We start from the raw sequence: 18,749 nt of genomic DNA on the forward strand, positions 1-18,749 counted from the left end.
AATTGCTGAGCAGACCTAACACCAACCTTTCTGTATATTTGTGCCGTATAGTGTTCAACAGTACGGTAGGAAATATTTAACATTCGACCAATTTGTTTACTGGTATATTTATGTAAAGAGAGAAAAATGACATCCCATTCCCGTGGAGTGAATAAATCAGTCGGTGGTTGAAATATAATAGAAGCGGGGAGTTTTCCATGATACAAACGTGTTAATGAGAAATCCTGGACTTCCCATCCGTGGAAAATGACTCCGACACATTCGTTTTCATCATTATATAGTGGGTATTTTTCACAAAAATGAGATGATAAGAATTTATCGTTCCCATACATATGTGTTTCAAGCGAGCATACTGTTGTTTCGCTCTTCATTGCACTTTGATCATGAAGAACGAATTCTTTTGCAAATTCAGCGCCACTCCAAGGAAGTTCATAATCATACCGCCCTTCGTAATCAAATGAGTCTGGAAGATTTTCAAGATGTTTAAGTGCCAGATTGCCATAAATATAGCATGAATTTTTATCTTTAATCCCCCAGGGCTCATTACTTTGCTTCATTGTATTAATGACTTGAGGTGAAATAATCAGTTTATTATCCATGTTATTACTCCTTTTTTCTCTAGTCTTAAAGTTAGATTCTTGATATTTTATCATCAATTTAACTCTCTACTACCGATAGTGACAAACCTTGCTGGAATATAAAGATCAAATTTATTTTCTTTACAGAAATCCTTTAATTCTGCATGTAAGGGCAAATTGAATTTTTGGTAAATTGATTGAATGTGATTAGCCACATCTTCGGGACTTATCATTAATTCTTCACTGATCTTCTCTTCATCTAATGAGCGCAGAGTTAAAAAAAGAACCTCCCATTCAGGTTGCGTCAGTGTGTCATTAGGGGGGGTAAATTCCAGTGTTGCTGGAGGGGTTTTTTCATAGTAGTACGAAATAGAAAAGTCCTGAGTTTTATACATATGAAAGAAGATCCCAATGCAATCATTATTCTCATCATAAAGGGGAAATTTATCACAAATATAAGTTTGTTTAACGTTATGTTTCCCAAACTGATGTGTTTCCAGTGAAGTGACGCGTTGCATAGTTTGAATGGCTTTTTGATCCTGACGATGAAATTCTTCTGCATATTCGGCAATAGGTGAGGGTAATTCACCCATAGATAGCCCTATAATATCGAAATCTTCAGGAAGGTTGAGCAGCTGATAAAAAGCAGGGTTAGCATAAATAAACCTTGACTCGCGATCTCTGGCTCCCCAGGGTTCATTACTTTTATCCCACATCAGCGTTAATTGTGGCGTAATATGACCGGGTTTGTTTCTTATATTTGACATAGCAACTCCTAAATTTATATTTAAGTCATTATCTGAATGAACTGTTTTTTGGTGATACACAAAATAATTTAACTATATAATATAGTATAACAATTATCCAGCCAAAGACTGTATGTTTATTAATTTTATAATGGCATTATAAATACAAAATAATATAAGAAAAAATATTATTTTTATTGAAAATTATTTAAGTAGTTTATTTTACCCATTAAAAATTGCACACATATAACATCGCAATCCATTAAAACTGATTGCCTTATAAAAATATTATATTGCCATATGTTACATAAAAATTTTTAAATTCCGCATCAAATCGTAATCTGACGTAATTTTTCTTCTACACGTGAATTGAATAAGGTTGTTCGTAAAATGCCACAATTTTTCCTAAAATTTTGGCTGTATTGATTACTATAGATTTTTTATTTGTGTTATGCACCCAATTGAGGCTATTCATATTGTCAAATCGAGATGAGATGAATAATTCTTTATTATCTTCAATAAGAAAAAAACCGTTTCCTTTTCCATGCTTATTAACAACCAGAGTTGCCCCTTCCTCAAATAAGTCATTTTGAGATAGTGATATTGCAAATAGATCATCATCTTTATCTGCATATAAATATGGAATGCGAGCCATTTTCATATAACTTTTTTTACTATATTCATTAACTGACGTGTAAAGTGGAATATCGACATATACCTAATAGATTTCGAGTTGCATCGCGACGGCAAGGGAGCGAATCCCCGGGAGCATAGATAACTATGTGACCGGGGTGAGTGAGTGCAGCCAACAAAGAGGCAGCTTGAAAGATAACGGGTATAATGTGTCTCAGTTCCTACGACAGGTAGCCCATCCCCACTTTTAAGCCACGCAATATTGACATTGAGACATTCACTGATTGCGCCTATGTGCTTGGTGTTGCTGATTTGCCCCGAAAGCAGTTTCGAAATATAACCCCCTTGCACACTGATTCGGTGAGCTAGATTTGTTGGTGTCATTCCTCGTAACTCAAGCGCTTCTTTAAGACGTTCGTTAAAGTATTTCATACGGTTCCAGAATCCCCAAAAGTAACTAAAATTTTTGAACATTCTAGTATTCATAAAAGAACATTTCTGAACATTTAATGTTTATTTTTGAACAATTGAAGTTCATTTATGACCTTTTTGTCGTTAGACATAACATTTTCCATTTGGAGAATATTTGGCTGTACTTAGCGGGGTTTAATGTCTTAGTACAGCTATTTTTTAGCATTCCGCCCCAGCGCGGACTCAGGGAAAAAGCTGTAACAACATAAAAATATCAGTCTAAAGAGAGTATGAATATAGCACCTTGAATAACCAAACTGAGGAGAGAAGAAAGGAATGATTGTAAAAATCGACTGGCACCCGGCTGATATTATTGCAGGGCTTAAAAAACGGGGAACGTCGTTAGCTGCTATTTCAAGAGAAGCGGGGCTTGCATCATCCACATTAAGTAATGCGCTGCACCGTCCATGGCCCAAAGGTGAACGGCTTATTGCTGCTGCTTTAAATTGTGAGCCATGTGAAATATGGCCGAGCAGATATTTTAAATGAATTTCTATTTTCAAAATTAACATGAACTTCTCATATAAAAATCAATGAGAGGAAACTCATTACCTGAAACTTTTCTTGTGGAAAGTTTCAGGTGTGATAATAGAGTGAAAACAGGACCATTAACGCCCTGCTTTATTATCGTGCTCTAGTTAAAATTATAATCAGGCCAGTTTAGGATGTTTATCACCGTTAATTTTTTGTATTGTGTTAACATTTCTTCCCATATTTCTACTAATTTCGTAGATATCTTTTTATTTTATGATGTTAGCTGAGCTAAACCCGTGATTGCTTTTTCAAGATATTGACGAGGACAACCTAAGTTTATTCTGATAAATCCTTTTCCCCTGTCGCCAAAACTCCATCCCATTGAAACGACTATTTTGGCTTTTTGTAGTAAGACCTGTTGCAAAGTGTCATCATCCAAACCTAAATTGCGACAATCCAGCCAAGCCAGATATGTCCCTTCCGCTTTAGTCATTCGGCACCAAGGAACAGCAGACGTTAAAGCCTGCTCGAACCAGTGACGGTTTTCCGCCAGGTAATGCTGTAGTTCATCAAGCCACACATCCCCATATTGATATGCGGCTGTGGCCGCAGTCATAGATAGCGCGTTGAATACATCGAGTCCATGAGCATTCAACCGATCGATAAAGGCACAACGAAGTTCAGGGTCTGGAATGAGAAAGTTTGATATACGGAGTGATGAAAGTCCAAATGCCTTACTTGTTGAAGTGGCGGCAATGACATTGCTATGCCATTCACTCCCCAGATGCAGTATTGAAGTGAATTTTCCCCAAGGCAAAATTAAATCAGCCCAAATTTCATCGGAAATTACCGTCGTACCGTAACTTTTGCAAAGCATTAATAACTGGAGCAGTTCGTCACTATCCCAACATCGGCCAGTAGGGTTGTGTGGATTACATAACAATAACAGAGGTGGTTTGTGATACTTCAACATGCGTTCTAAATGATCATAGTCAATTTTGTAACCTTCCAGACTTGCAAGAAGCGGGTTTTCAATCACCATTCTGCCGTTCATAGTAATAATTTTGGCGAATGAAGCATAATAGGGCCCTTGCACAACAACACCTTCCCCCGGTTTACTGAGCATCTGTATCAGTAAAGCCAGTCCAGGAATGACACCTTCTATCGACGTAAACCAATCGCGGTATAAGGTCAATTTATGGCGTCTTGAAAACCAGTCTATTGCTGCTTGGTAATAGAGATCGTCACGTTCGCTATAACCGAAAATACCGTGACCAATGCGGGAGTAGAGTGTTTGCAAGACTTCTTCCGGGCATTGAAAATCGACATCAGACACCCACATTGGCAGCAGATCAGTCTTATTTAAGGGCAAGTAACGATTTAAAAAATCCCATTTAACAGAGCCTGTATTATGACGATCGATGATCTGGTTGAAATCAGGCAATTTCACTTTGGGCTTCCTTTTTATTCAGAGAGTTTTCCGGGGTGATTTTTGCGATACCGAAACCAGTAAAACCATAAATAAGGGCCAAGAAGATGGCAGCATAGCACTGGATTGCCCAAGGTAGCAGTTCAAGCGTACTGACACCCAATGTAGTCGCCATGTAAATACCAGCAGCAGTCCAGGGGATCAACGGTTCTATGACAGTACAGCCATCTTCTATTGTCCGTGACAGATTTTTATTATCCAGTCCCATGCAACGATAAGCATCTTTGAACAGCTCCGCCGGGATGAGGAGAGCCAGCTTTCCATTGCAGGTTGCGCCCGTTACCAGAATGGTTGTTGCCAAGGTTGCAGCGATAAGTTGCCCGGTTGTGTGAACAACTTGTAGAAGCCGGTTAATGATAATAGTCAAAGCGCCAGTGAGTGCTAAAGCACCGGCGAACGCGAATGCACAAAATGCAAGCAGGATAGTACTCATCATCGAGAACATACCACCACGATTGAGCAAGCGGGAAACATCGCTAACGACTCCGGTAATGTTGTGTCCCTGCTCAGAGAACATCGAAAGATTAAAACCATCTATCAACGCATTAAGGCCCTGTTTAAGGGTAAGCCCCTGGAAACCTATGCCAAGCACAATAGCTAATGCACATGCAGCAAGCATGACGGGTATCACCGGACGTTTTGTTATTGCTCCCCACAAAACCAGTATCGGAGGCAAAATCAGCAATAAATTGAAGTGATACAGGCTTTCAAGAGATTGCACGATTTCTGTGACTTTTTCAGGTGTTGCCACGTTACCCGTTAAGCTTGTATGACCCGCAATAAAATAGACAATAGCAGCTAAAACAAAGCCGGGAATAGTGGTATACATCAAATGTTGAACATGACTGTAAAGATCGGTATCGGCAACAATGGCGGCGAAGTTAGTTGAGTCAGATAACGGTGAAATTTTATCGCCGAAATACGCGCCTGAAACAACCGCTCCGGCGGCAGCGGCCAAAGACACATCAAGGCCAGCGGCAACTCCCATAAGGGCAACCCCCGCTGTTCCTGCCGATCCCCATGACGTACCGGTACAAACTGAGATAACGCTCGTGATAAAGAAAGCAGCAATCAGTATGTATTGAGGGCTAATCAACTTTAACCCCCAATACATCATGTAAGGTATGGTTCCGCTGAACATCCAGGTCCCAATTAATCCACCTACGCAAATCAGGATCATGATCACCGGCATCGCTTTAGCTAACTTTGCCACAATAGCATCGATAATGTCATTCCAGCGATAGCCTTGCCAATACGCCAAGGTAGCTGCTATGCCTGCTGATATCAGTAATAGGGATTCAATACGTAAATTCAATTGACCATACCCAATAACCAACAGTAAAAGCATTGCTGCAATTGGCAGTATAGCGAGTCCCAGATTAAGCTTTTTCTTGTCATCCATATTTAAACTCCAGTTTCAGGTGGGTTTTTGAGACAGAATAGAATAATGAATTTATTTTGAATGAGATGTGACAGATATTACTTGTTCATGTAATTGGTTTCATGAGATGTGAGATATGATCGGTATATCACTTTTACTCTTATGTTTATGTGTGATGTTTTTTATTACTCTATCCGAAAAACGGAATCTCTGATGACAAACATATTCCCGCATCTTTTCGCTAATGCAAGCGCGGCAGAATTACGATGGTAGTTGAATTCACGCATAGCTTTCTCCACACGCTCACGAGTACCCGGTTCAACATAAGCCGTGTTGTTGATGACGCGGCTTACAGTGGCTACGGATACTCCCGCTTGATATGCTACGTCTTTCATAGTGGCCATACTCTCGCCTCCGCAGTTATATAAAACTTAGTCCAGAAAGAAATGATTCATAGATTTGAAGTATTTTGGTGGAATATAGAGATCATAATTATTTTTCCCGCAAAATAGTTTCAATTCAATAATTGATCCTATTGATAATTTCTCATAGATACTTTGAAAATGCCCTTGCAAAGTACGACATGAAATTTTCATTTCATTAGCAATGCCTCGATTACTGATGCCACGGCAGAATAAAAAGATTACTATCCATTCTTTTTCTGTCAATATATTATTAGGGGGTCTAAGTTTAACAGACATAGTTGTATCATTTCTAATATAATGATGCACTGAAAAATGATTTATTTCTCTAATGTGACAAATTATTCCAATACATTGATCGTTTTCATCCATTAACGGGTATTTTTCACAAAAATAGGGCTTAAGTTGTTGGCTATCGCTTTGAAGATGAGCCCCAATAGATGATATTCGTTGCATAGACTGTAAGACTTTACAGTCATGTTTTTCAAAAAGGTGAGCAAGATAATGAAACGGTGTAGGTAATTCCTTAGCAGTATATCCCATGACATCAAAGTCTTCAGGTAACTTACTTAATTTGATAAATACTTTATTTGCATATATAAAACGAAGATTCTTATCTTTTACAAACCATGATTCATGGCTTTTATCCCACATATTTATTAACTGAGGGGTGATTTGACTCATATATGACCTTCAATAACTATTGAATATAAATAGAAAAATATTTTAACAATCAGCAAGAACAGCTATTCGTTCTATAGGGAATTCCCTCATAGTCAGAAGTTATAGTATTACTATACTCTCAATAATATAATTGGCCCCAAATTAAGATTGTTCTTAATCATACAGTTCAAACTCCAGTTTTGAATTGTTTGTTAAAATAGAGTAACAAATTTATTTTAGATGGAATGTGAGATAAGTTTGCTGTTCATGTAACCGGTTTCATGAAGTGTAAAAATGTGACTTGTGTATCGATTTCTGATCTTGCTTATAATCCATTGCCAAGTGTCAAAAAATTTTTGACGATTAAAGTAAATAGAACTCGTATGGAATATTCCAGTTTATCTAAAACACCGGAAATTTAAGGTCATGATTAAGTAACTAGTCCTATTTAAACATTATATTTAATTTTCCTATAATAGGAAATTATATTAAAACAGTTAGATATTCAATATAGAAGATTATTTAGCGGAGCTATTTTGTTAATTATATCAAGCATCATTGAGAGCGTAAAATGCACTTTATGTAAAATATCACTCCACAATTCACTAACATATGGGAAAAAAGTGATGAACCGTGGGGCGTAAAATAGGAAATTAAAACAATAAGTTAAATAATAAACAAAAATTCAGTCGGCCATAACATATAAAACTAGAAAATTCTTATGAAAAAAGTCAATTTTATTGCTATATCCCAGAAAACACTAGGGAATCCAAAAGTAGAACGTTTATTTAATTTTCAAATTATCAAGGAGTTTTTATGAAGCACTGTACGATATTACCTCAGATTATCAATACAATGGAAATAAGTAATGAACCTTGGGGAGTAAAAGATAGTTCTTCATGTTTTATTTATGGTAATAAAGCGTTAAGTTCTATCAAAAATTTCTCACCATCATTTGATTACAGTGGGCTTTATGATCATGAACTCCCTTGGGATAGCGCTGAATTTGCAAAGGAATATATTCATCATGATCAAAAAGTAATGAAAAAAGGGCAAAGAATATGCTCACTTGAAACACATGTATTCGGTAAAGAAAAAATTCTATCATCTTATTTCTGTGAAAAGATGCCTTTTTATCATGAAGATGGAAGTTGTATCGGCATTATATATCATTGTTGGAAGGCGAAAGATTATTCATTAACCTGTCTGTATCAATATCATAATAAACTTCCCTCATCCATTTTACTCCAACCACCGACAGATCTTTTTACTGAGCATGAATGGGATATTATTTTCCTTTTCTTACAGAAATACTCAAGAAAGCAGATTGGAACAATATTGAATCTTGATTCTAGTGTAATCGAAAACCATATGACCAAGATATATCATAAAATAAACATTAACTCCAATCTTCAATTAGAAGAATATTGTCGAGTCAATAATCTTTATCACTATATACCTGAGAAATTTTTATTAACTTAAAAGGCTTTTTCTGCGGATTCAGTGGCCTTACTTCATTATGACGCGCATCACTGACATGCCTGAGGTATGAACAGAATTTTCTTATGTTAAAACACCTCTCATTGACTGTAGTGGAATAAGAATCCCAGGCACCTCACAAGCCTGCTAATCTGATTAATATATACCCTTCATCTTTCAAGCTGCTGCTTTGTTGGCTGCTTTCACTCACCCCAGTCACATAGTTATCTATGCTCCTGGGGATTCATTCACTTGCCGCCTCGCTGCAACTCGAAATCTATTAGGTATAAAATTATAGAATAAACTCTTATTGATAAATTTAAACGAGCTCTGTCATCACTAATTTAGCGATTTCGAAATAGATAATCAGACCTGTACCATCAATAAACGTGGCAATAAAAGGAGCAGATACAACAGCCGGATCAACAGATAGCCTTTTCAATACCATCGGAATAATGGAAGAAACAATGGCACTCCAGACGGTGATTGCAATGATGGTCAAACTAACAACAATCGTCACTTGAATACCGACACCTAATATCCAGGCACGGATAAGCGCGGTAAAACCTATCGTTATTGCAACTAAAAATGAAGTGGAAACCTCTTTACGTAACACCGCCCATAGATTACGCAAACTCACTTCCCCCAATGCCATTGCTCTGACCAAGGTCGAGGTAATTTGCGTCCCACTGTTGCCCCCCGTCCCGATTAATAACGGAATGAAAAATGCGAGAGAAATTGCCGCCTCCAATTGATCTTCAAATGCTTTAAGCACAGCACCGGTATAAGCTTCCGCAACAAATAGCAATAATAACCACCCGACACGCTTACGCCATAATGTTATTGGGCTGGTACTCAGATAAGGCTGGTCCAGAGGTAAAGTTGCCCCCTGCAAATGAGCATCCAACGTATTTTCATCTTCAATCAATTCAGCAATATCCCGCGGTCGTAGCACCCCAACCAATTTGCCAAAATGAGTAACCGGGACACTATCCATGCCACTGTGATTTATCAAATGATAAACATCATGACGCGACTGTTCCGGTGATACGGAAAAATAGCTTTGCCTCATAATATCTGACACAAATAAATCATCGGCTACAGTTAATAACACTTTCACCGGTAATATGCCATTAAGATAGCCCTCAGCATCAATAACATATAAGTAGGTTGGGATCTGCTCACCTTCAAGCTGATCAATCAAATGACTTTTTACCGACAAAACAGAATCAGCAACAGATACAGAAATGAAACATTGGCTCATATATGCGCTGACCGTTGCCTCTTCATTTTTCAATCGATGTTTCCGCTGCTGATCAGCATTTATTTCATTAATAGAATGATTAGCAATCGCTAATGCATCCATTTTTTCATGGGATGAGATTTTCATGATGTTGGTCCCTATTACTGTTGTGAACTTCAAACAGCACTCACATAGGGGCGAAACCAGATGAGAGAATGCAACGACTATCTCTACGTCTCGGTTTTAGCACTATACAACGTATCCTGAATGATCAGAAAGTTACATGGGGATATACCTTGGTTCGATATATCCTGTCCTAATCTTGGGCGTCTCTCGACGTCGTCAGATCAGCAACCTGTGTTTGTATAGGAGCCTCGCCTAACGAGATACTGCACTTAGAATGCGGTGCATATTATAAACAAAGGTCGTAATAATTCAAAATTGAAAGTTGGCTTGTTTAAGTTTCATTTAAGTTTCTGATAATAATAAAAAAACGGCTTAGATTTCCACCTGTTGCCGTTTAATGAGAATAATCCTATGAAGGAATTATTCATTTTCTGATCTCTTAGACTCAATTTTTTCAACTTCAGCAATCAATTGGTCAGCAGTTTTACCATCCAGCAATTTATAAAACTTTTGTTTCGATTCCTTCATGTCACCATTAGAACCTGATTTAACCAAATCATTAAAATCGATACTATTAAACATAGCCGATTGAATTGATTCATCAAACTTCACTTTTTTATCATCAGGTAGCCTATCTCTTACTTTCTCAATGGATGCTTTCAACACGATTTCATTAGAAGCATCAATTTTAGGTTGGCTATCACAGCCCGCTAATACACATGCTAACAAACAAATTACTAATAATTTTTTCATATTCATCCCCCACAGAATATTAAACAAGGGAATAATAACAGAAGCAGAAACAATAAACCGTTTATATCCGTTATCTTTCAAGTTGCCTCTTTGTTGGCTGCACTCGCTCACCCCGCGGTCACATAGTTAGTTATGCTTCCGGGGATTCTCTCCCTTGCCGTCGCGATGCACCTTAAAATCCATAAGGTATATAATTAGTCAAATTGATAAAGAATAGCAAATAAGATGAAATTTCTCATCATGCTATTCCAGAATAATTATCCTTGTGATTAGCCACTACGATGCCAAAATACAATCATTTGTTATTTCTTCAACAACATAAAAACGACTTTCTGCCAAATCAACCAGATGATTAAAACACCCAACTAACCAACAACATGACAGGTCCAGATACGACCACAGTAACTGCCGATATTCAGATCAATATGTAGTTGGAACCATCACAATTAGATGAGATCATACTTGCGTTTATCGCTTCGCTTAGCCATTGAAAAACCAACACCGAAAACAAAGGAGAAATAATGGCAATCATCCACTGCACTGCAAAATATATTCTGACTGCCATATTGATATTACTGCCTGTCTTTGCGCAAGCAAAAGAAATTACAGTCAAAGACGTTGCTGGCCGGGAGGTTAAAATTGACGCACCGGTCAATCGGGTTATGCTGGCTGATAGCCGAGTATTGATTGCACTGAATATTCTTCACCCTGATAATCCGCTTAAAGGTATTGTCGCCTGGGATAATGCACTGGAAATTAAATCTCCAGATTTGGCAACTGCTTATGAAAAAGACTTCCCGCAATTGCGGGATATTCCGGTATTCCCTAACCCTTATCAAAGCGATTTTAACGTCGAAAAAGCGCTGACTTATAAACCCGATCTGGTTATTTTTGATATCGCTCTTCAAACCAAGCTCAATGATAGTGGAACCATCATTTTACTGGAAAAAACGGGTATCCCGGTTATCTTTATCGATTTCCGTCAATATCCGCTAATAAATACGATTCCAAGTATGATTCTACTTGGAAAGATATTCAATGAAGAAGAAAGTGCACAAAAATTTATTGAGTTTTATCAAGAGAGGATGAAAATCATTAATCAACGCGTTGGCACGCTAGGTAAAGAACAGCGCCCTCCGGTGTTTATCGAACGCCATGCAGGCATGTTAGGTGCGGAACATTGCTGTAAGACTTTCGGAAATGGCAATTTTGGTGAATTTGTTACTGCCGCAGGAGGTGATAACCTCGGTGCTCGCTGGTTCTCAGGTATAGATGGTGAGGTAAACGAAGAACAATTAATCGTCAGTAATCCTGAATTTTATCTGATGACCGCCGCAGATTGGGATAAAGTTCGCTCTGGAAGCTTCTCTGTGCCATTAGGTTACACCGGCAATTTGAAACAATCACAAGAACGACTGAAAAAATTACTGACACGCCCCAAATTAAGCGTATTAAGAGCCTTCCGCGAAAAACAAGTAATAGCACTGTACCACCAATATTACGATACGCCATTTAACATCATTGCTGTTGAAATCATTGCTAAATTCCTGCATCCGAAGTTGTTTGAAGATATCGATCCACAAGCTGACAGCCTATATTTGCATAAAACCTTTACCGCCCTTGATGGTAACGGGGTATTCTGGGTTACAGCAAAATAATATTGCTTTTCAATCTGTTGGCATATTCCAACGGATACTTAATCTCACCCTTTATTTATAATTTCCGTTCGTTAATATACCTGATATTTTATATAACAGGCTAATAGACATCTATTATTTTGTCATCTACTATAGTTGATGCTAAAAAAAATATAAAACATGACAAGATAAATTCGGTTAAGTAATAAATATAAAGTACAAATATATTCACATAATGAAACTATATAAAACTTGCTAATTAAGAATTTATCCCAAACAGGAACGATTAATTCAGGACCATTATTATCAATAAACCATGTGCACAGGCAAGGTACAAAAATCAGGCTATGCACATGATATGCGAGGAATCATTTGCTCTTTACTAACAAGAATGGAAAATAAAATAGCCTAATGAGATAGATTCTCGATGTAACTATTCTTAAACCAAAGTACTCGGAGTATGTTAATGAAACGATTACATGATATTGAGAAAGAGATGTTGCCCGTTGAATCCTACAAAATGCTTATTGGTGGACGATGGGTGGATAGTGTATCCAAAGAAACAACCAAAAGTTATAACCCAGCGACAGGAGAACTACTGGCTGAATATGTATCCGGTAATGCTGAAGATGTCGATCTTGCTGTCAGCGCCGCAAAAAATGCCTTCCCCGCATGGAGCCAAACCTCGCCAATCGAAAGACAATCAGTTTTGCTGAAAATTGCTGACCTATTAGAAGCGGAACAAGAACGTTTTGCTATCCTCGAATCACTGGATACCGGAAAACCATTAAATGAATCCCGGGATATGGATCTACCCGCCTGCATTGACCAGTTCCGCTATTTTGCGGGTGTGATCCGTTCCCATACCGATGAAGCTTCAGTTCTGGATACCAAGACACTCAGCTTGGTGATCCGTGAACCCATTGGTGTTGTCGGACAGGTAATTCCCTGGAATTTCCCACTACTGATGGCGGCATGGAAACTGGCTCCTGCTCTTGCAGCGGGCAATACCATTGTTATTAACCCAGCAACACTGACACCAATCACGCTGCTTGAATTGGGTCGAATATTGGATAAAGTCCTGCCAGCCGGGGTGGTTAACATTGTTACAGGTCGTGGTTCAGTCGTTGGTCAAGCCATTTTGGATCATAAAGATATCGAAAAAGTGGCATTCACTGGTTCCACCAGAGTAGGTTATACCGTAGCCGAAGCCGCAGCCAAAAAGTTGATCCCTGCAACACTGGAGCTTGGTGGTAAATCAGCCAATATTATCTTCCCTGATGCCAATATGAAAAAAGCAGTAAAATATGCGGCCAGAGCTATTTTGCTGAATCAGGGTCAAGCATGTGAATCAGGTTCCCGGTTGTTCCTGCATAAAGATATTCATGATGAATTCCTCAAGTCGCTGAAAGCAGAATTCGAATCTGTCCAGGTTGGTGATCCGCTGGAAAAAGAAACTCAGATGGGGAGCCAGGTTAGCCAGGAACAAATGGAAAAAATTCTCGGATATGTCGAGATTGCGAAAAAAGAGGGTGCAACCATTCTAACCGGCGGTAAACGCATTACTGGAGAAGGTTATGATGATGGTTTCTTTATCCAACCAACCATCATTACCAATGTCACTAATGACATGCGAGTCGCGCGTGAAGAGATTTTTGGCCCTGTATTAACCGTGATTCCATTCAGCGAAGAAGAAGACGTGATCAGAATGGCAAATGATTCTGATTATGGCCTGGCCGGTGCTGTCTGGACACAGGATATTGACCGTGCACTACGCGTAGCTAAAGCTGTCAGAACCGGTCGTATGTGGATTAATACTTACCATGAACTGCCAGCTCACGCACCGTTTGGTGGCTACAAGAAATCAGGCCTTGGCAGAGAAACACACAAAATGATGTTGGATGCTTATACCCAAGTCAAAAACATCTATATCAAAACTAGTGAAGAATAATCTCAATCAGTGATGAGAAAGCCTTCCAAATGGAAGGCTTTTATTCAATTTTTTGCTTTAATATCAATACTATCCGCATTCACATCTTTAATATGTTCTTTCGTCAACCGATAAACAACTGGGCTTAACAATGCTAATGCAATCAGGTTCGGTATTGCCATCATCGCATTCAATGTATCTGCCAATAACCAGACAAAATCCAATGACTGAGTAGCACCAACCATCAAAGCAATAATCCATACTACACGGAAAGGCGTAATGGCTTTTTGCCCAAATAGATACTGAGTACATTTTTCACCGTAAAAACTCCAGCCAAGAATTGTGGTAAAGGCAAATATTACCAGAGCACCCACGACAATATAGTTGCCACCAGGAATCGCCATAGCGAAAGAAGTCGCTGTCAGTGTCGCTCCTGTCTGACCGTTCAACCAACCACCCGTAATGACGATAGTTAAGCCAGTGATAGAACAAACAATAATGGTATCGATGAAAGTACCTAGCATAGCGATCAACCCCTGGCGAATCGGGTTTTGGGTTTTAGCTGTTGCATGAGCAATCGGCGCGCTTCCCAATCCCGCTTCATTAGAGAAAATACCACGAGCTACACCAAAACGAATTGCCGCCCACACTGCTGCGCCCGCAAAACCACCTTGTGCCGCAACAGGTGTAAATGCAGATTTAACAATCAGAACAAATGCAGCGGGAATTTCACTGACATTTATCCCCAGAACAATAATCCCGGCAACAAGATAGGCAACCGTCATAAATGGCACTAATTTACCTGCTACATCAGCAATACGTTTAATACCCCCGATAAGCACTGCACCAACTAGAATTGCCAATACGATGGCCGTTACCGTGGTAGAAACGCCGAAGTTACTTTGCAACACATCAGCGACAGAATTCGCCTGTACGGTATTACCGATACCGAAACAAGCAATACTGCCAAATACCGCAAACAACGTCCCCAACCAGGCCCACTTTTTTCCTAAACCGTTTTTTATGTAATACATGGGGCCACCAACATAGTGACCGTTTTTGTCAACCTCACGGAAACGGACTGCCAGTACCGCCTCTGAATACTTGGTTGCCATGCCCACTAATGCCGTTATCCACATCCAAAACAGTGCACCTGGCCCACCCAATACAACCGCGGTAGCCACGCCAGCTATATTACCTGTTCCTATGGTGGCAGAAAGCGCAGTCATCAGTGCGTTAAACGGCGATATCTGCCCTTCTCCCCGCTGATGATTACGCTCAAATAGTAATTTAAAACCCGTTCCCAATTTACGTATAGGCAGAAAAGAGAGACGGAGCTGCATGAACAACCCAACCCCTAGAAGACCGACCATCATCGGTACTCCCAATACTACCCCGTTAATAGCACTCAGCCATTCTGTGATTAATCCCATATATTCCCTCGGACATTTCATAACAAAATAACAACATATACGCAGCAACTTAATAAAGAATATTTATAGAAAATATGCGAGAAAAAATTTCGTAAAAATGGAAAAAGATTTAATACTTGTGAGTGATATCACTCGATAGAATTTTAAAATTAGAATGTTCAAAAGTTTATCACGCCCAATACATTAAAAAATATTTAGGTATAAACCGCTCTCTTAATCAAAATAATTTACTTTAATATTTAACCTTTTCAACTAATTAAAGCAAAACAACAAAATATTATTTTTAAAATCGATTTTTTAAGAAACAAATCATTGAGTAGAAATTATCAGCGATTTTTATGAGAATATCTTGCTCGCTCTACCTATCATGTTTTTCTTTTAAACAAACCACTATCCGAAATATATTTATTACATCAGTCAAAAGAACAATAGAAAATATCTGTGATATTTTTCTATCATCATAAAACCACCGAATCTTTTTCGAGCCGCTTCACAATAATTGAAGAACCTCATTGTTTTATTGTTCCACCCAACTCATTTTATCAGCCTGGGTTAATGAATAAGGGGAGAACTTTATGGTGGAACAACAATATTTCATTGGTGTTGATGTTGGCTCCGCCAGTGTCCGTACTGCGGTTTTTGACCAACACGGCAAACGGCATGCATTCTCCGCTCGCCCTATCCAGCAATTTCATCCAAAAGCTGATTTTGTTGAACAATCTTCTACTGATATCTGGGCACAAGTATGTGCAACAGTAAGAGAAGCTGTTGCACTGGCAAATATTAATCCTATTGATGTTAAATCAATCGGCTTCGATGCCACCTGTTCACTAGTCGCGGTAACACCAGAAGGACGTCCCCTTTCTGTGGCCGAAAATGGCAATCCTGAACACGATATCATCATGTGGATGGATCATCGTGCAATCAAGGAAGCCATCACGATAAATCAAACTAATGACCCTGCACTCTGCTATGTAGGTGGTGAAATCAGCCCTGAAATGGAACTACCAAAAATCTTATGGCTAAAAAACCACTTTCCCCAACGTTATCAGGATATATGGCGTTTCTTTGATTTAGCTGATTTTCTGGTGTGGAAAGCAACTGCCGCTGATGTAGCCAGTATCTGCACGCTCACTTGCAAATGGAACTATCTGGCTCATCAAAAACAATTCAGCGAAAAACTACTTTATGATGTGGGGTTAGAAGATTTAACCCATAAAGTTCCATCTACTATCCTCGAACTTGGCGAAAAAGCGGGTTACCTGACTACTAAAGTGGCTAAAGATTTTGGACTGCACACAGGAATCATCGTCGCCAGTGGTATTATTGACGCACATGCCGGCGGATTAGCACTGGCTGGCGCCTATCCAGAGGGCAGCCTGATCATTATTAGCGGCACCTCAAACTGCCACATGATTGTCAGTCCTCACCCTGTCATGGTACCGGGGGTTTGGGGCCCCTATTTCGGTGCAATGCTACCCGGTTACTGGCTCAACGAAGGTGGACAAAGCGCCGCCGGTGCATTAGTTGAGTGGTCAATTCGTCAACACAATAGCTGGCTAGAGCTGGAAGCCGAAGCCGAGGAATCTGGTCATCATTACTATCAGCGACTAAATGAAGCTGTTGCACAGTTAGAAAAACAAGAAATATATCCGACCGCACAGCTTCATATTTTAGGTGACCATCATGGCAACCGTTCACCAAGGGCAAACCCTAATGCCAAGGGAATGGTAAGCGGGCTGACGCTGGCAAATGGTCGTGATGATCTGGCCCGCCATTACTTAGCAACACTGCAATCTATCGCTTATGGTACCCGCCATATTATTGATGCATTAGTAGAAGCAGGACACCAGATAAACAGGCTAGTTATGTGTGGTGGCGCAACTAAAAACCCACTATGGTTACGTGAATATGCCAATGCCACTGGGCGCGAAATCCATCTCACTCAGGAAAAGGATGCTGTCAATCTTGGCTCTGCTTTGCTTGGTGCCGTTGCTTGCGGTTCCTTTGCAAACTTCGCTCAAGCAACGAAATCGATGGTACGTGACGGCAACATTATTAAACCGGAAAAAGAGACATTTTTATTTCATCAAGCCAAATATCAGGTTTATCTACAAATGTACCGAGACCAACAGCGATATAACGAAATCATGCAAGCCGATAATTAGCCTTTAATAATCAAAACTGGAATATAACAAGATAAAATACGCATTGTAGGTGGCAACTCAAAAAATGAATCAACAGCCGGTTGAAGCAGCCAACAAAGAGGCAACTTGAAAGATAACGGGTATAAATATTTCATCGCTTTCTGGCAATCAGCGTAGCGAAATTTAATTTTATTCTATTACCATTTTCATCTGTTTTATGAAGATGACCAGGGTTTTCATTATATTTAATGATTTCCCAACCAGAATAATAACTCTCCAATTCACCAGGCATAAGGAAACATTTGAATGGCAATAATGAATATGGTGCAAAATCTGTTTCAACCGGGCAAACAATCAGATTAATCCCACATTCATTCGTCTGTTTTTGCATATTATAAATAATATTATCAATCTTTTCCCGTTGCAGAAACATCATCACTACAGTTGAAATAATCAAATCATATTTTTCGGTGATATTGTACGAGTTGATATCATAAACAGCAGTGCGGATATTTTTAATCTGCTGTTTTTCTTTAATATCATTAATTGAGCCAATATATTGTGGACTAATATCCACGGCTGTAATGTCATAACCTCTTTCTGCCAGATAGAAAGTATTCCGGCCATAACCAGCCCCCAGATCTAATGTCTTACAAGGAGAAATAATATCTGCCAGATATCTGATTTCAGAGTGAGGTAATGACAAATTATTTTGTTTATAAAACAGATATTGTGGTTCACATAAAAAAGAGAGCTGGCATTTAATATCATCACTTACCCATTTGATTTTATGCCAAACCTGTGGCTGAATAATGGGAGGCTGTTTTTGCACATTAAAATAGGCGGTTTCTTCCTGATCACCATCGAAAATCACGAATTCCAGTTCACCTTCAAAGATCTCAAGAAAAGCGTAAGTCCCCTCTTTAGTATTATGCCTTTCAGTAAACATTTCAGGAATGGTATTTTTCTGCCAGATTGGTATTCGTTTATAACAAATGAGGTCGCTCATAGAAGGTTCCCTGACCATAAATTACATTTAAAATGCATCTTATAATGACATTCTACAACTGTAAAGCTATAAAGTAACAGGAGGAAAAGTCTCTGGGTTTTACCATACCTATGCTTGCAAGATGAAAGGAAAAAT

The 18,749-nt window shown here is 38.9% G+C and carries 16 protein-coding genes, 1 pseudogene and 1 riboswitch; of the genes and pseudogenes, 5 read left to right on the plus strand and 12 right to left on the minus strand.

Annotation, left to right across the window (positions count from 1 at the left end; genetic code table 11):
• The 4 genes from KZ793_RS03435 to KZ793_RS22810 all read right to left on the minus strand — a co-directional run.
• A partial coding sequence (locus KZ793_RS03435; protein WP_225813540.1) for a helix-turn-helix transcriptional regulator occupies positions 1-599 on the minus strand: 599 nt, incomplete at its 3' end.
• A 53-nt stretch (positions 600-652) separates the two neighbouring features.
• On the minus strand, positions 653-1,345 hold the full coding sequence (locus tag KZ793_RS03440; RefSeq protein WP_225813542.1) for a PAS domain-containing protein: 693 nt from the start codon (positions 1,343-1,345) through the stop codon (positions 653-655).
• Positions 1,346-1,682: 337 nt separating this feature from the next.
• Entirely contained in the window at positions 1,683-1,979 is a 297-nt protein-coding gene (locus KZ793_RS03445; protein ID WP_225813544.1) for a hypothetical protein, read from the minus strand.
• Between the two features lie 2 nt (positions 1,980-1,981).
• Complete coding sequence (locus KZ793_RS22810) at positions 1,982-2,443, minus strand: helix-turn-helix domain-containing protein (RefSeq protein WP_397443570.1); 462 nt, start codon at positions 2,441-2,443, stop codon at positions 1,982-1,984.
• Between the two features lie 264 nt (positions 2,444-2,707).
• Here KZ793_RS22810 and KZ793_RS03455 point away from each other — a divergent pair, with 264 nt between their 5' ends.
• Positions 2,708-2,917 carry a helix-turn-helix domain-containing protein gene (locus KZ793_RS03455; protein ID WP_225813838.1) on the plus strand — a complete coding sequence of 70 codons (210 nt, stop codon included), beginning with the start codon at positions 2,708-2,710 and terminating at the stop codon, positions 2,915-2,917.
• A gap of 256 nt (positions 2,918-3,173) precedes the next feature.
• Here KZ793_RS03455 and KZ793_RS03460 read toward each other — a convergent pair whose 3' ends face one another.
• From KZ793_RS03460 to KZ793_RS03475, 4 genes and pseudogenes are all read right to left on the minus strand, one after another.
• A complete protein-coding gene (locus tag KZ793_RS03460; protein WP_225813546.1) occupies positions 3,174-4,352 on the minus strand; it encodes a MalY/PatB family protein in 1,179 nt (392 codons plus the stop codon).
• A complete protein-coding gene (gene nhaC / locus KZ793_RS03465) occupies positions 4,339-5,793 on the minus strand; it encodes a Na+/H+ antiporter NhaC (RefSeq protein ID WP_225813548.1) in 1,455 nt (484 codons plus the stop codon). The genes KZ793_RS03460 and nhaC overlap by 14 nt, the downstream gene beginning before the upstream one ends.
• Before the next feature lie 200 nt (positions 5,794-5,993).
• Positions 5,994-6,176: pseudogene (locus tag KZ793_RS03470) on the minus strand (LacI family DNA-binding transcriptional regulator); the annotation flags it as partial.
• Positions 6,177-6,203: 27 nt separating this feature from the next.
• Entirely contained in the window at positions 6,204-6,878 is a 675-nt protein-coding gene (locus KZ793_RS03475) for a helix-turn-helix transcriptional regulator (RefSeq protein ID WP_225813550.1), read from the minus strand.
• A gap of 795 nt (positions 6,879-7,673) precedes the next feature.
• Here KZ793_RS03475 and KZ793_RS03480 point away from each other — a divergent pair.
• Positions 7,674-8,339 carry a PAS domain-containing protein gene (locus tag KZ793_RS03480; protein WP_225813552.1) on the plus strand — a complete coding sequence of 222 codons (666 nt, stop codon included), beginning with the start codon at positions 7,674-7,676 and terminating at the stop codon, positions 8,337-8,339.
• Between the two features lie 316 nt (positions 8,340-8,655).
• Here the strand turns inward: KZ793_RS03480 and KZ793_RS03485 are convergent, their stop codons facing one another.
• Together KZ793_RS03485 and KZ793_RS03490 are read right to left on the minus strand one after the other, a co-directional pair.
• Positions 8,656-9,726, minus strand: a complete 1,071-nt coding sequence (locus KZ793_RS03485) for a magnesium transporter (RefSeq protein WP_225813554.1) — start codon at positions 9,724-9,726, stop codon at positions 8,656-8,658.
• Positions 9,727-9,800: 74 nt separating this feature from the next.
• Positions 9,801-9,972, minus strand: a riboswitch (M-box (ykoK) riboswitch).
• Between the two features lie 153 nt (positions 9,973-10,125).
• Positions 10,126-10,539 carry a DUF6694 family lipoprotein gene (locus KZ793_RS03490; RefSeq protein WP_225813556.1) on the minus strand — a complete coding sequence of 138 codons (414 nt, stop codon included), beginning with the start codon at positions 10,537-10,539 and terminating at the stop codon, positions 10,126-10,128.
• A 440-nt stretch (positions 10,540-10,979) separates the two neighbouring features.
• Between KZ793_RS03490 and KZ793_RS03495 the strand changes: the two genes are divergently transcribed.
• Together KZ793_RS03495 and KZ793_RS03500 are read left to right on the plus strand one after the other, a co-directional pair.
• Positions 10,980-12,116 carry an ABC transporter substrate-binding protein gene (locus KZ793_RS03495; RefSeq protein WP_225813558.1) on the plus strand — a complete coding sequence of 379 codons (1,137 nt, stop codon included), beginning with the start codon at positions 10,980-10,982 and terminating at the stop codon, positions 12,114-12,116.
• 445 nt (positions 12,117-12,561) lie between these two features.
• The gene (locus KZ793_RS03500; protein WP_225813560.1) at positions 12,562-14,046 is read left to right on the plus strand and encodes an aldehyde dehydrogenase family protein; all 1,485 of its coding nucleotides are present in this window, start codon (positions 12,562-12,564) and stop codon (positions 14,044-14,046) included.
• Between the two features lie 44 nt (positions 14,047-14,090).
• On the opposite strand, the gene KZ793_RS03505 is transcribed toward KZ793_RS03500, so the two are convergent.
• Complete coding sequence (locus KZ793_RS03505; protein WP_225813562.1) at positions 14,091-15,458, minus strand: alanine/glycine:cation symporter family protein; 1,368 nt, start codon at positions 15,456-15,458, stop codon at positions 14,091-14,093.
• A gap of 575 nt (positions 15,459-16,033) precedes the next feature.
• On the opposite strand from KZ793_RS03505, the gene KZ793_RS03510 reads away from it, so the two are divergent.
• Positions 16,034-17,626, plus strand: a complete 1,593-nt coding sequence (locus tag KZ793_RS03510; RefSeq protein WP_255619142.1) for an FGGY-family carbohydrate kinase — start codon at positions 16,034-16,036, stop codon at positions 17,624-17,626.
• Between the two features lie 130 nt (positions 17,627-17,756).
• Here the strand turns inward: KZ793_RS03510 and tehB are convergent, their stop codons facing one another.
• Positions 17,757-18,614 carry an SAM-dependent methyltransferase TehB gene (gene tehB, locus KZ793_RS03515; RefSeq protein ID WP_225813563.1) on the minus strand — a complete coding sequence of 286 codons (858 nt, stop codon included), beginning with the start codon at positions 18,612-18,614 and terminating at the stop codon, positions 17,757-17,759.
• Positions 18,615-18,749 lie beyond the last annotated feature (135 nt).

The organism is Photorhabdus antumapuensis, assembly GCF_020387775.1.
Lineage (GTDB): Bacteria > Pseudomonadota > Gammaproteobacteria > Enterobacterales > Enterobacteriaceae > Photorhabdus > Photorhabdus antumapuensis.